Source organism: Paraburkholderia sp. BR13439 (assembly GCF_040948805.1).
Classification (GTDB): domain Bacteria; phylum Pseudomonadota; class Gammaproteobacteria; order Burkholderiales; family Burkholderiaceae; genus Paraburkholderia; species Paraburkholderia youngii.
The window spans coordinates 205,058-217,953 of sequence record NZ_JBFPKN010000005.1 but is presented as its reverse complement, the minus strand read 5'-3'; the positions used below and the strand labels follow the sequence as shown (position 1 = coordinate 217,953).

Annotated in this window: 13 protein-coding genes; 8 read left to right on the top strand and 5 right to left on the bottom strand. The window is 65.2% G+C overall.

Features of this window, described 5'->3' with window-relative positions; all coding sequences use genetic code 11:
* Window positions 1-2 precede the first annotated feature (2 nt).
* From AB3X96_RS12525 to AB3X96_RS12510, 4 genes are all read left to right on the top strand, one after another.
* Window positions 3-566: a nitrogen fixation protein NifQ gene (locus AB3X96_RS12525; RefSeq protein WP_368589977.1), complete on the top strand. Its 564-nt coding sequence runs from the start codon at window positions 3-5 to the stop codon at window positions 564-566.
* 38 nt (window positions 567-604) lie between these two features.
* Complete coding sequence (locus tag AB3X96_RS12520) at window positions 605-1,024, top strand: winged helix-turn-helix domain-containing protein (RefSeq protein ID WP_254905988.1); 420 nt, start codon at window positions 605-607, stop codon at window positions 1,022-1,024.
* A 284-nt stretch (window positions 1,025-1,308) separates the two neighbouring features.
* Window positions 1,309-1,794 (top strand): nuclear transport factor 2 family protein, encoded by a 486-nt coding sequence (locus AB3X96_RS12515; protein WP_368589976.1) that lies wholly within the window; start codon window positions 1,309-1,311, stop codon window positions 1,792-1,794.
* Between the two features lie 93 nt (window positions 1,795-1,887).
* A complete protein-coding gene (locus AB3X96_RS12510) occupies window positions 1,888-2,748 on the top strand; it encodes a 2OG-Fe(II) oxygenase (RefSeq protein ID WP_368589975.1) in 861 nt (286 codons plus the stop codon).
* An 8-nt stretch (window positions 2,749-2,756) separates the two neighbouring features.
* On the opposite strand, the gene AB3X96_RS12505 is transcribed toward AB3X96_RS12510, so the two are convergent.
* The 3 genes from AB3X96_RS12505 to AB3X96_RS12495 form a co-directional block, all read right to left on the bottom strand.
* Window positions 2,757-3,194, bottom strand: a complete 438-nt coding sequence (locus tag AB3X96_RS12505) for a GNAT family N-acetyltransferase (RefSeq protein WP_368589974.1) — start codon at window positions 3,192-3,194, stop codon at window positions 2,757-2,759.
* A 37-nt stretch (window positions 3,195-3,231) separates the two neighbouring features.
* Window positions 3,232-4,671 carry an MFS transporter gene (locus tag AB3X96_RS12500; RefSeq protein ID WP_368589973.1) on the bottom strand — a complete coding sequence of 480 codons (1,440 nt, stop codon included), beginning with the start codon at window positions 4,669-4,671 and terminating at the stop codon, window positions 3,232-3,234.
* 231 nt (window positions 4,672-4,902) lie between these two features.
* Window positions 4,903-5,787, bottom strand: a complete 885-nt coding sequence (locus AB3X96_RS12495) for an oxaloacetate decarboxylase (RefSeq protein WP_368589972.1) — start codon at window positions 5,785-5,787, stop codon at window positions 4,903-4,905.
* A 200-nt stretch (window positions 5,788-5,987) separates the two neighbouring features.
* Here AB3X96_RS12495 and prpR point away from each other — a divergent pair, with 200 nt between their 5' ends.
* The 3 genes from prpR (at window position 5,988) to ahpF (ending at window position 10,488) form a co-directional block, all read left to right on the top strand.
* Window positions 5,988-8,009, top strand: coding sequence for a propionate catabolism operon regulatory protein PrpR (gene prpR / locus AB3X96_RS12490; RefSeq protein WP_368589971.1), 2,022 nt, complete (start codon window positions 5,988-5,990; stop codon window positions 8,007-8,009).
* Between the two features lie 149 nt (window positions 8,010-8,158).
* Entirely contained in the window at window positions 8,159-8,722 is a 564-nt protein-coding gene (gene ahpC / locus AB3X96_RS12485) for an alkyl hydroperoxide reductase subunit C (RefSeq protein ID WP_176106032.1), read from the top strand.
* Window positions 8,723-8,895: 173 nt separating this feature from the next.
* A complete protein-coding gene (gene ahpF, locus AB3X96_RS12480; RefSeq protein ID WP_368589970.1) occupies window positions 8,896-10,488 on the top strand; it encodes an alkyl hydroperoxide reductase subunit F in 1,593 nt (530 codons plus the stop codon).
* A 110-nt stretch (window positions 10,489-10,598) separates the two neighbouring features.
* On the opposite strand, the gene AB3X96_RS12475 is transcribed toward ahpF, so the two are convergent.
* Both AB3X96_RS12475 and AB3X96_RS12470 read right to left on the bottom strand, forming a co-directional pair.
* Window positions 10,599-11,012 (bottom strand): DoxX family protein, encoded by a 414-nt coding sequence (locus AB3X96_RS12475; RefSeq protein ID WP_368589969.1) that lies wholly within the window; start codon window positions 11,010-11,012, stop codon window positions 10,599-10,601.
* A 99-nt stretch (window positions 11,013-11,111) separates the two neighbouring features.
* Complete coding sequence (locus AB3X96_RS12470) at window positions 11,112-11,837, bottom strand: pirin family protein (RefSeq protein ID WP_368589968.1); 726 nt, start codon at window positions 11,835-11,837, stop codon at window positions 11,112-11,114.
* Between the two features lie 138 nt (window positions 11,838-11,975).
* On the opposite strand from AB3X96_RS12470, the gene AB3X96_RS12465 reads away from it, so the two are divergent.
* Window positions 11,976-12,887 (top strand): LysR family transcriptional regulator, encoded by a 912-nt coding sequence (locus AB3X96_RS12465; protein WP_368589967.1) that lies wholly within the window; start codon window positions 11,976-11,978, stop codon window positions 12,885-12,887.
* Window positions 12,888-12,896: the final 9 nt, after the last annotated feature.

Below are 12,896 nucleotides of genomic sequence, written 5' to 3'. Positions count from 1 at the left end.
CCATGCCTGACGATCCGTTGATGGCCGACTGCATGCGTGGGTGGCTACGCGGGGCCAGCGAACCCGAGGACGCCGATACGCGTCTGTTCGCCAAACTGATCGCCGCGCGCGACGCTCGCAACGAACTCGCGTTGCTCGGCCTGCAAGCGCATGCATGGCGCGCGCTGCTAGCGAGGCACTTCGTCCGTGCGCGCATTCCGGCATTGCCGCTTCCGGTGGTCCCCAGCGAACAGGCGAGCTTCGTCCATGCACTGCACGCGCTGCTCGTCGCGAGCGCGGGCAGCACGGTCCATCCCGACGACGCGCATTGTCTCGCGACGATCATCGCCCATGCGTGTTTGCGTCCGGATCATCTATGGCGCGACCTTGGCCTCGCGGGCCGCGATGAAGTGACGTGGATGCTCACGCGCTACTTCCCGACGCTGGTCGAGCGCAACGTCGACAACCTGCGCTGGAAGAAATTCCTCGCCGCGCAATGCGCGATCTCGTTGGGTCTGCAACCGGGACCCGCGCCGGGTTGCCCGGGCTGCGAAGACTACGGGTACTGCTTTCCACGGCAGCCTTGAAGCGCGCCACTGAGGGGTCGGCGCGAAACCGTTCGTGTATGCTTGCGCGCATGGCCGACACCGCAAAACCCGCTAAAAGCCGAGCCGCTCCGGCGACGAAGTCCACCAGGGCGCGTCCCGAGGTGCGCTTCAGAATGCGCATCCGCAACGGCGATGCGGTTGCACTCGGGCCAGGCAAGGTCGATCTGCTCGAAGCGGTGCGCGAATATGGATCGATCTCGGCGGCGGCGCGCAGTCTCGACATGTCATACCGGCGCGCGTGGCTGTTGATCGACGAGCTGAATCGCTCGCTGAAGTCGCCGGCCACGCAATCGGAGCAGGGCGGTCAGAGCGGCGGCGGCTGCACGCTGACGCCGGTCGGCGAAACCATCATCCGGCTGTATCGGGACGTCGAGGAAGAGGCGCGGCGAAGCTGCGCGAAGCAGATCGCCGAACTGGTGAAACTGATCCGCTCGTGAAGGGCCACGATTGCGGCGGCGCTGCGAGTGGCGGCGCTCGTCGCGGCGTCGGTGGCGGCGGTGGTGTGGGGGCTCGCCGGGCGGGCGGAGGTGGCGCGTTTCAAGGCGGCGGTATCGGAAGGGTAAAGCCGTCGTCGGCTCGCGCCGGCCCCCCATTCACACCGTTTTCCTATATCGTGTGCGCCATGCGCGCCGCCTGCCGCGCGCGGGCTGTTTTTCCGGAGCGTGCGACTCTGCGCGTGCATGACACGTGATGCGCTCCCGCAATACACCACACGACATCAATGAGCCATCCCAACACCGAGCTGATCGAACGCTTCTACACTGCCTTCCAGCAACGCGACGCCGAGACCATGGTCGCCTGTTATGCCGACGACGCCGTCTTCAGCGACCCCGCCTTCGGCGAGCTGGTCGGCGACGAAGTGCGCGACATGTGGCGCATGCTCGTCAAGCATGCGCAGGACTTCACGCTGAGCTTCAGCGACATCCAGGCGGACGACCGTACCGGCCGCGCACAGTGGGTGGCGCGCTACCGTTTCGTCCAGACCGGGCGCGACGTCGTGAACCGGATCGAAGCGCGTTTCGTGTTCCGCGACGGGCTCATCGTCGAACATCGCGACCGCTTCGATCTGTGGCTGTGGATGCGCCAGGCGATGGGCGTGCGCGGCACGCTGTTCGGCTGGTCGCCGTTCGTGCAGCGGATGCTCAGGCAGCAGGCGCGCCGGGGGCTGCTGCACTATCGCGGGCAGTTGAATCGCGAGCGCGGCTAGGCGCGTGCGGGCGGCGGCGCGCGCATCGCGCTTGCTATCATCGAAGCACGCGCGTGCCCGCACGCCTTGCCGGGCCGCCGTACAGGAAACGCTATGCGAGTCGTCGATGCCGCCTGGCAAGAATGGCTGAGCAGCAATGTCGCGCGCGGCTGCACGCCGGGCTCGATGATCGACGCGATGGTGCAGGCCGGCTTTGCCGACGGCGAAGCCCGTGTGGCGGTCCACCATGCGTTCGACCGGCGCGCGTGCGGCCCCCCAGCGCCCGCCACCGTGGCCGATCCCGCCACCAATCCTTATCGATACGACGCTGCGCCGCTCGCGCGCGGCAACCTGATCCGCGCCGCTGACCGCGACGTACGCGTGCTGCTGCGCTGTGAGCGCCCGCAGCTGGTCGTGTTCGCCGACGTGCTGTCGGCCGTGGAATGCGCCGAGCTGATCGAACGCTCGCGGCATCGGTTGAAGCGCTCGACGACGGTCAATCCACTCACCGGCCACGAAGACGTGATCCGCAGCCGGACCAGCGAAGGCGTCTGGTATCGGCGCGGCGAGGACCGGTTGATCGCGCGAATCGAACGACGCATCGCGAGCCTGACGAACTGGCCGCTCGAAAACGGCGAAGGCCTGCAGGTGCTTCATTACGACACGCGCGGCGAGTACAGCCCGCATTTCGACTTCTTCGCGCCCGATCAGCCGGGCAGCGCGGTCCATACCGCGCAGTGCGGCCAACGCGTCGCGACACTGATCATCTATCTGAACGACGTCGCGGACGGCGGAGAGACGGTGTTTCCCTCAGCGGGCCTGTCGGTCGCGGCGCGGGCGGGCGGCGCGGTGTATTTCCGCTACATGAACGGTGAACGCCAGCTCGACCCGTCGACGCTGCACGGTGGCGCGCCGGTGCTGGCCGGCGACAAATGGATCATGACGAAGTGGATGCGCGAGCGCGCGTACGGCTGAGGCGGCGCCTATTCGGCCGCTTTATAAACATCCGGCCGATGCAGCTCCATATACCGCTCGGGGTTCGCGAGCGACGTGAACCCGTGCTGCGCATAGACGTGATGCGCGTCGGTCGTGACCAGCACGACTCTGCGCAGACGGGCGAGCGACGGGCTCGCAAAGATATGTTTCATCAGCGCCGACGCATACCCCTGGCCGCGATCCGCCGGCAGCACGAACACGTCGCACAGGTAAGCGAAGGTCGCCTCGTCGGTGATCAGACGCGCGAACGCGATCTGCTTGCCGTCGACAAAACCGCCAAAGCACAGCGAACCGGCGACGGCCCGCTCGAAGGTCGCGCGCGGCATGCCCTTGGCCCAAGGCGTTTGCTGCGACAGGAACGCGTAGACCATGTCGAGGTCGAGATCGTCGATGCGGCTGGAAATCGTCAGTTCGCTTTCTTGCACGGGGTGTCTCCTGGTTCGCGTAGCGGCGGCGTGTGTCTTAGCCCTTCGCGGCAGTCTCGCCACCGCGCGAACCCCCGCCAATGCTCTGTCCGGCATTGCGCGCGAGCCCCATATAGCCGATCACCGACAGCAGCGTCAGCACGCCGGCGAACAGGAACGCGAGGCGGAAATCGTCGAGCGTGAACACGTGGCCGGTCGTCTCGCCATTGAATAGCGCCGCCACGCGCAGCGACACCGCGCCGAACGCGATGCCCAGACCGATCGTCATTTGCATGGCCGCGCTCCACAGCGTGCTCGCCGCACTCATCTGCGTCTGCTGGATATCGGCGTAGGCGAGCGTCGCCAGCGTCGAGAACTGCATCGAGCGCGTGACGCCGTACACGAACACCACGATCAGCACGAACACGAGCGGTACGTCCGGCGTCAGCAGTCCGCACAAGGTGATGAAAATGCCTGCCACGACCACGTCGACTATCGCCACCATCCGGAAGCCGTAGCGCTGCAGGATGCGCGTGGTCAGCGCCTTCATGCCGAGGTTGCCGACCGCGCTCGCGAGCAGCAGCAGCCCCGAACGGAACGCCGACAGCCCGAAGCCGACCTGGAACAGCAGCGGCATCAGATAGGGCACCGCGCCGATGCCGATGCGCGTGAATGAACCGGTAACGACGGTCACCGAGAACGTCGGCACCTTCAGCGTCGACACGTCGACGAGCGGATGCGGATGACGCTTCGCGTGCAGGAACGCGATCGCGCCGACCAGCAGACCGCCCGCCACGACCGCGATCGCGAGCCACGCATTGGTGGCCGGCTGGCTCGCGAGCTCCGCGCCGTACAGGATCGCGGTCAGCGCGACGCCGCTCAGCAGCAGGCCGACGACGTCGAGCGGCTTGCGTTCGGTGCCGCGCAGGTTCGGCACGATGGCGAGCGCGACGGCGATCGCCGCGAGACCGAACGGCACGTTCAGCAGGAAGATCCAGCGCCACGACGCGTAAGTCGTGATGAAGCCGCCGATCGGCGGGCCGACCACCGGCGCCGCGATGGCCGGCCAGGTGATCGTCGAGATCGCCTGCATCATGCGGGCTTTCTCGGTGCTGCGGACCACGATCAGACGGCCGACCGGCACCATCATCGCGCCGCCGATGCCTTGCAGCAGCCGCGCGGCCGTGAACTCGGGCACGTTCTGCGACATCCCGCACAGCACCGACGCGACCGTGAACACGCCGATCGCGCTGACGAACACCGTGCGCGCGCCGCAGCGGTCGGCGACCCAGCCGCTCGCCGGGATGAAGATCGCGAGCGCGAGCATGTAGGCGGTCATGCCGAGGCTCAGGCTGTTCGGACCGACGCCGAACGAACGCGCCATCTGCGGCAGCGCGGTGGCGATCACCGTGGTGTCGAGGTACTCCATGAAGAAGGTGGCCGCGACGATGTACGGCAGCCAGCCGACATGCGCGGTGCGGGTGCCGCTGCTGCTCATCGCGCGAGCTCCCGCGGCGCGCTGCTAGGCGCGCAAAGACCATTGACGGGCCGGCGCGCGGCGCGCGAAGGGTTTGACTTCATGGTGCTTGAGATTACCTGTCGTGTGCGTTTTTGTGCTTCGGGCTGGCGGTGACATCAGCTTGCCTGATTGCCAGCCCTAAATCCTAACGCAAGAAAGGGTCCCTTTTCACGCAGGCGTGCAGCGCGCCGCCGCGCCGCCGCCGTTGCGTCAGTCCTTGGCCGCGTATTCCTTGTCCAGCCGGTCATACAGCGGCTTGTTGACGAGCCGCTGGCGCTCGCTGAACGGCGCGACGATCGTCGCGTCCTCGTCGAGGCGGCCGTTGCTTTGCAGCGTGCCGAGCGCGCGCTGCATGCCGAGCACCGCGCCCTGCAGCGCCGCGTTCGCGTACAGCACGATGCCGTAACCGAGCTTCGCGAGCGCGTCGCGCGACTGCACCGGCGTCTTGCCGCCGATCACGATGTTGATGAGCTGCGGCACGTCGAACAGCCCCGGCAGACGCTCGATGTCGGCGAGCGATTCGGTCGCCTCGATGAACAGGATGTCGGCGCCGGCCTCGATGAAGCGATGACCGCGCTCGATCGCGTCCTCGATGCCGTGGACCGCCGCCGCGTCGGTACGCGCCATGATCTGCAGGTTCGCGTCCTCGCGCGCGTCGACGGCCGCGCGGATCTTGCCGACCATCTCGCTCGTCGCGACGACTTCCTTGCCCGAAAAGTGGCCGCATTTCTTCGGCATTACCTGGTCTTCGAACTGGATCACATCGGCGCCGCTGCGCTCGAGCACGCGCACGGTCTGGCGCACGTTCAATGCGTTGCCGAAGCCGGTGTCGGCATCGACGATCAGCGGCAGCGCGACCGCGTCGCGGATGCGCGCGGTGTGCTCGGCGACTTCGGCGAGGCCGATGAAGCCGAGATCGGGCAGACCGAGCGACATATTGGTGACGCCCGCGCCGGTGATGTAGACCGCCTCGAAGCCGGCGTCCTCGATCACGCGCGCGCTCATCGCATTGAACGCGCCGGGCACGAGCAGGCCCTGACGCTGGTTGACCTGGGCGCGGAAGGCGGCGCGGCGGGTGGCGGAAGTGGTGGTCATGATGCGGGTCTCTAGAAGGGAAATCGGTAGTGGAACGCGGGCGACATTCTGCAGGAAACGTGCCATTGCCGCGCATTCCACGCGTTGTGCCGATGGAACAACGGTTTGCGCGCGGTGGGCTCGGCCTGGGCGTTCGTGGCACAATCGGTGGAACGTTTCATGAAACGTTTCGCGGAACGTTTCAATCAAGGAGAGCCGCAGTGTCCACGTTCACCCCATTCGTCGCGAACCCGAGCCCCGCCGTCGATGTCGGCCGCCCCGGCGTCGCACTCGTCAGTATCAGCCGACTGCAATCGCTTTGCGAGGCGGTATCGCCGCGCTATGCGGGCCGCGCGAAATTCTTCACGGTGCGGGAGGGTTACGGCGCGGCCGTCGCCGCGCTGCAGGCGTACGTGGACGCAGGTTCCGTCGATGTCGTGCTGTCCGCCGGCTCGAACGGCGCGTATCTGCAAGAGAATCTCAGCGTGCCGGTCGTGATGGTCAAGGTGAACGGCTTCGACGTGTTGAGCGCAATCACGCGCGCCACCGCCACGTGGCCGCAAGCGCGCATCGGGCTGGTGCTGCATGAAGCGATCGCGCATGAGCTGGCCGACCTGAGCCCGCTGCTGAACGTCGATCTGCGGCAGCGCGCGTATCGGTCGATCGACGAAGTGCGGCTCGCGGTCGATGAACTCGCCGCGCAGGGCTGCCGCGTGGTGGTCGGCGCGGGCATGGCCTGCGATCTGGCCCAGCAGGCCGGCATGGAAAGCGTGTTCCTGTACTCGCTCGCCGCGGTCGAGGAAGCGTTCGAGCGCTCGGTCGAACTGGCGCGCGTGAGCCGCCAGAAGGAATCGAAGCGGGTGCGCCTCAATACGATCGTTGCGCATCTGCGGGACGGCGTCGCCGCGTTCGACGAAGCCGGCCAGCTCGAAGCCGTCAACCCCGCGATGCTCGACCTGCTCGGTTCAGGCTCCGCACAGGCGGCCCCGCAGGACGACGAGGATACCCCCGCGCGGGTCGGACGCGCGCTCGCGCCGCTGTTGCGTGAGACGCGCGTCGCCGACCAGCCGGTCGACGAACGCATCGAGCAGATCGGCGGGCGCGCGCTGATCGTCAGCTGTGTGCCGATCATCGAGCAGGGCGCGCGGGCCGGGTTCGTCGTGACCGCGCAGGACGCGCTCGTTGCGCAACGGATAGATCGCTCGCTGCGCACCAGCCAGCGGCCAAGGCATCTGGTCGCGCGGCATCGGCTCGACGATCTGATCGGCGCGTCGGTGGCGCTCGAGCGCGTGCGCCGGCTCGCGCGCGCCGGCGCCGCGCACGACGCGACCGTGCTGCTGAGCGGCGAAAGCGGCACGGGCAAGGAACTGGTCGCGCAGGGCATCCATAACGCGAGTCGGCGGCGCGGCAATCCGTTCGTCGCGTTCAACTGCGCGGCGCTGCCCGAGGGGCTGATCGAAAGCGAGCTGTTCGGGCACGAGGAAGGGGCGTTCACGGGCGCGCGACGCGGCGGCAAGCCGGGGCTATTTGAAATCGCGCACACAGGTACCATCTTTCTCGATGAAATCGGCGAAATGCCGGCCGCGCTGCAAAGCCGGTTATTACGAGTGCTGCAGGAACGCGAGGTGATGAAGCTCGGCGCGGGCCGCGCGACGCCGGTCGACGTGCGAGTGATCGCCGCGACGCACCGCGATCTTCATGCGCTAGTCGAGCAGGGCGCGTTTCGCGCGGATCTGTATTTCAGATTAAATCTGCTTCAGATAAAATTGCCGCCGCTGCGCGAACGCCGCGCCGACATCGCGCCGCTGGCGCGGCATCTGCTGGAGCGCAGCGCGCTGCAGTACGGCTTGTCGGCGGCGGCGCTCGAGCGGGTGCTCGCGTTTCTCGATCCGCTTTTCGCGAACTACGCGTGGCCCGGCAACGTTCGCGAACTGGAAAATCTGCTGGCGCGCGCGGCGATTTATATCGGCGACGGGACCAGCGAGATGTCCGGGAACTCGACCGCCGACGCCTTGCCAGAGTGGTTGGCGGTGTTTCCCGAGTTCGGCCGGATCAGGCCGGCCGGGGACGAGCGAATCACGGAAGCGTCTCAGGACGCAAGGCCTGGCAGCACGGCGCCCCGCGCCAGCCCCAGCCGCGAGGATGCGCTGCGCGCCCTCAAACAATCCGGCGGCAATCGTGCCGCCGCCAGCCGCGCGCTCGGCATCGGCCGAACCACGCTGTGGCGGCTTCTGAAGGGCTGAAACGCCGCGCCATTCGACCCGATAGTCTCGACCGACAAATCTAATAGGGCGGGACTATCGAACTCATTAACACAATCCACTTTACCTATTAAGTGTAGTCTGACATACTGACTCTACTTTCCAACCACCCTCCAAAGAGGATTCAGCAAATGCCGATCATCAACAGTCAAGTCAAACCGTTCAAAGCACAGGCTTACCACAACGGCGATTTCAAGACCGTCACTGAAGAAGACCTGAAGGGCAAGTGGTCGGTTTTCGTGTTCTACCCGGCGGACTTCACCTTCGTGTGCCCGACCGAACTGGGCGACCTGGCCGATCGTTACGAAGAGTTCAAGAAGATTGGCGTTGAGATCTACAGCGTGTCGACCGATACGCACTTCACGCACAAGGCATGGCACGACACGTCGGACACGATCCAGAAGATCAAGTACCCGATGCTGGCTGACCCGACGCTCGCTATCTCGCGCAACTTCGACGTGCTGATCGAAGAAGAAGGCCTCGCGCTGCGCGGCACGTTCGTGATCAACCCGGAAGGCGAGATCAAGCTGTGCGAAATTCACGACAACGGCATCGGCCGTGACGCTGGCGAACTGCTGCGCAAGGTTCAGGCTGCGCAATACATCGCGGCTCACCCGGGTCAAGTGTGCCCCGCCAAGTGGACGCCGGGCGCAGAAACGCTGACCCCGTCGCTCGACCTGATCGGCAAGATCTAAGGTCCGCGCAGCTCACGCTGCACTCGCAGTCTGCATCTGCCGGGGGCACCCCGGCGCATCACCGCGCGAATCGCCTGCTACGGCGTTTCGCGCGTTCCCCGGGCCCAGCATGTCCTTTCCGGATGTGCGCGGCGCCGGGACACCAACACCCCTCGTCACGGAATCGCAACGCCATGCTTGACGCCAATCTCAAGACTCAACTGAAGTCGTACCTCGAAAAAGTTAGCAGGCCTATCGAGCTCGTCGCATCGCTTGACGACAGCGCGAAATCGCAGGAACTGCTGGCCCTGCTGAACGACATCGCGACTCTGTCGGAGCGCGTTTCGGTGATCGAGCGTCGCGGTGACGACGAGCGCAAGCCGTCGTTTTCGATCGGCGAAGCGGGCAAGGAAGCGGGCATTCGTTTCGCCGGCATTCCGATGGGTCATGAATTCACGTCGCTCGTCCTCGCACTGCTGCAGGTCGGCGGCCATCCGGTCAAACTCGACGATGCGGTGATCGCACAGATCCGCAGCCTCGACGGCGACTATCAATTCGAAACGTATTTCTCGCTGTCGTGCCAGAACTGCCCGGAAGTCGTGCAGGCGCTGAACGTGATGGCGTTGATCAATCCGCGCATCCGTCACGTCGCGATTGACGGCGCGCTGTTCCAGAACGAAGTCGAAGCGCGCCAGATCATGGCGGTACCGACGATGTTCCTGAACGGCGAGACCTTCGGCCAGGGCCGCAGCGGCGTGAAGGAAATCCTCGCGAAGCTCGACACCAACGCCGGTGCGCGCGCCGCGAAGGAACTGGAAAAGAAGCCGGTGTTCGATACGCTGATCGTCGGCGGCGGCCCAGCGGGCGCTGCGGCGGCGATCTATTCGGCGCGCAAGGGCATCGCAACTGGCGTCGTGGCCGAGCGTTTCGGCGGCCAGGTGCTCGATACGCTGGCGATCGAAAACTTCGTGTCGGTGACCGAAACCGAAGGACCGAAGTTCGCGACCGCGCTCGAACAGCACGTGAAGGCCTATGACGTCGACATCATGGACGTGCAGCGCGCCGAAGCGCTGATTCCGGGGCGCATCAACGAAGTGCGTCTGGCAAACGGCGCGGTGCTCAAGGCGAAGACGATCATCCTCGCGACCGGTGCACGCTGGCGCGAAATCAACGTGCCGGGCGAGCGCGAGTACCGCAATCACGGCGTCGCCTACTGCCCGCACTGCGATGGCCCGCTGTTCAAGGGCAAGCGCGTCGCGGTGATCGGCGGCGGCAACTCGGGCGTCGAAGCGGCGATCGACCTCGCGGGTATCGTGCGCGAAGTAACGCTGCTCGAATTCGGTGCGACGCTGCGCGCCGACGAAGTGCTGCAACGCAAGCTGCGCAGCCTGTCGAACGTGACGATCGTCACGCAGGCGCAGACCACGGAAATCACCGGCGACGGCAAGAAGGTCAACGGACTGGTCTATAAGAACCTCGCTTCGGGCGAAGTGAAGAAGGTCGAACTCGAAGGCGTGTTCGTACAGATCGGTCTCGTGCCGAACACCGAATGGCTGAAGGGCACGGTCGAACTGTCGAAGCATGGCGAGATCGTCGTCGATGCGAGCGGCGCGACGTCGGTGCCGGGCGTGTTCGCCGCCGGCGACGTGACCACGGTGCCGTTCAAGCAAATCGTGATCGCGGTGGGCGAAGGCGCGAAGGCATCGCTGTCCGCGTTCGATCACCTGATCCGCCACAGCGAAGAAGTCGCGGCGGTCAGCGAAGCGGAAGCCGAAGCAGCAGTTTGATCCGGCAGATGAGAGACGCAAACGGCGGCCCGCTGGTCGCCGTTTCAGCTTGCGCACGAAAAAAGACCCGCTGCATACGGGCCTTTTTCGTTAGAGCGCGGAATTCGATATCAACGCCGGTCGAACGAATACTTGCCGGGGCCGGTCACGCACAACAACAGCAAGCCGCCGATGATGCCGATGTTCTTGTAGAAATGAATCATGTTGTCGTATTGCATCGCGCCGGTCATATTCCAGTAGTGGTGGCCGATGATCGCAGTGCCGAGCGTATACAGCGCAAGCAGCAGCGCCAGCGGTCGCGTGAAGAAACCCACCAGCAGCGCGACGCCCACGACCAGTTCCATCACCACCGCGATAACGGCGGACAACTCCGGCACGGGCGCGCCGGTCGACGTCATATAAGCGACGGTGCCGGAAAAGCCGGTCAGCTTCGACCATCCGAACATTACGAACAGCACCATCAGCAGGATTCGAGCGACGAGAACCACGACGTCTTTCTGGTTTTCAAACAGCGAGTAGCGCATGATTTTTCCCGTTAGGGTAGAGGGTTGAAGCTCGCCGGACATCGTCGTCCAGCGAGCCATGTTCAAGCTTAAGTTAATGGCCCGGCGCAAGCGGAGCGCTTATGCCCACAGTGCCGAGGTCTCGATGTTGCGCAGGTCGAACACGAGCACTTCCGCGTCGCGGCCCTGCGTGAACGTCAGCGCTTCTTCGCCACGCACCCGTGCCCCGTCGCCCTCGCCAAGCTCGACGCCATTCACCGTGACGCTGCCGCGCGCCACATGGACATACGCATAACGGTCCTTCGCGAGTTCGAGCCGCGCGGTTTCGTCGCCGTTGAAAAGACCCGCATACACACGTGCGTCCTGTTGCAATTGCAGCGAACCGTCCGCACCGTCCGGCGACAGCACCAGCCGCAGCACGCCGCGCTTGTCGGCCGCGCCGAAGTGCTGTTGCTGATAGCGCGGCTTCGTGCCTTGCTGCGACGGCGCGATCCAGATTTGCAGGAAATGCACCGGCTCGTTCTTCGAATGGTTGTATTCGCTGTGCGCCACGCCGGTGCCCGCGCTCATCAACTGGATGTCGCCCGGCACGATCACCGAGCCCGTGCCCATCGTGTCCTTGTGTTCGAGCGCGCCTTCGAGCACGTACGAAAAGATCTCCATGTCGCGATGCGGATGCTTGCCGAAGCCTTGCGCCGGCGCCACACGGTCGTCGTTGATCACGAGCAGGTCGGAGAAGCCGTTCTGCTTCGGATCATGATAGTGCGCGAACGAAAACGTATGGCGCGAGCTGAGCCAGCCGTGTTCCGCGCGGCCACGTTGGTTGGCTTGTCTGATTTCGAGCATGCTGTTTTCTCCTTGAGTTTTGTCGTGTGATCCAGGCCAGATGTTTGGCTGCGATCGATGAATGACAGTGTAGGTCAATCCGGATCGTTATAATCATGGTCAAACCGGAAACACTGTCGCGACGGAGTGGACAATACGATGCAACTCGATGACATGCGAATCTTCGTCGCGACTGTCGACGCCCACAATTTCACCGCCGCGGCAAACCGGCTGTCGCTGTCGAAACAGTTCGTGAGCCGCCGTGTGATGGCGCTCGAGGAAGCGCTCGGCGTGCAACTGCTGATTCGCAATACGCGCAAGCTGGCGGTGACCGATCTGGGCCAGGAGTTCTACGAGCGGGCGAGGCGCATCCTCGGCGAGGTCGAGGACGCCGAGCAGGCGATGTCGTTGCGCCGTGCCGGGCCGCGCGGGCTGCTACGCGTGAGCGCGCCGATGTCGTTCGGCATGACGCATCTGTCGCCGCTCGTCGCGGCGTTTCTGCGCGAGCATCGCGACGTGCGCTTCGATATGGAACTGAGCGATCGCGCCGTCGATGTGGTCGGCGAGGGCTTCGACATGGCGATCCGTATCGGCACGCTGGCGGATTCGTCGCTGATCGCGCAAAAGCTGATCGATGTGAGGATGATCGCGTGCTGCAGCCCCGGTTATCTGCGGCGGCGTGGCAGCCCGGCCGTGCCGGCCGATCTCGTGAATCACGATTGCCTGCTGTACGGCCACGGCGGCGCGGTGAGCTGGGAGTTTCGGGTCGACGGCGCGGTCAGGAGCGTCGAGGTGCGCGGGCCGTTGCGGGCCAATAACGGCGAGCTGATTCGCGATTCGGCCGTCGCGGGACTGGGCATCGTCCGGCTGCCCGATTTCATCCTCGCCGATGCGCTCGCCGGCGGACAGCTCGTGCCCGTGCTCGAAGCGTTCCTGCCGTCGGCGACGGGCGTCTATGCCGTCTATCCGCAGCATCGGCAAAGCTCGGTCACGATCCGGGCATTCGTCGAGTTTCTGCGCAAGCATTTGAGGAAAAAGCTCGCGGCCGAACCGCGGACGCCCTTCGGCTAAATCTTCTAA

Coding starts and splice junctions, on each gene's coding strand:
- AB3X96_RS12525 (WP_368589977.1), top strand. CDS start 3: ATGCCTGACGATCCGTTGATGGCCGACTGCATGCGTGGGTGGCTACGC.
- AB3X96_RS12520 (WP_254905988.1), top strand. CDS start 605: ATGCTTGCGCGCATGGCCGACACCGCAAAACCCGCTAAAAGCCGAGCC.
- AB3X96_RS12515 (WP_368589976.1), top strand. CDS start 1,309: ATGAGCCATCCCAACACCGAGCTGATCGAACGCTTCTACACTGCCTTC.
- AB3X96_RS12510 (WP_368589975.1), top strand. CDS start 1,888: ATGCGAGTCGTCGATGCCGCCTGGCAAGAATGGCTGAGCAGCAATGTC.
- AB3X96_RS12500 (WP_368589973.1), bottom strand. CDS start 4,671: ATGAGCAGCAGCGGCACCCGCACCGCGCATGTCGGCTGGCTGCCGTAC.
- AB3X96_RS12495 (WP_368589972.1), bottom strand. CDS start 5,787: ATGACCACCACTTCCGCCACCCGCCGCGCCGCCTTCCGCGCCCAGGTC.
- ahpC (WP_176106032.1), top strand. CDS start 8,159: ATGCCGATCATCAACAGTCAAGTCAAACCGTTCAAAGCACAGGCTTAC.
- ahpF (WP_368589970.1), top strand. CDS start 8,896: ATGCTTGACGCCAATCTCAAGACTCAACTGAAGTCGTACCTCGAAAAA.
- AB3X96_RS12475 (WP_368589969.1), bottom strand. CDS start 11,012: ATGCGCTACTCGCTGTTTGAAAACCAGAAAGACGTCGTGGTTCTCGTC.
- AB3X96_RS12470 (WP_368589968.1), bottom strand. CDS start 11,837: ATGCTCGAAATCAGACAAGCCAACCAACGTGGCCGCGCGGAACACGGC.
- AB3X96_RS12465 (WP_368589967.1), top strand. CDS start 11,976: ATGCAACTCGATGACATGCGAATCTTCGTCGCGACTGTCGACGCCCAC.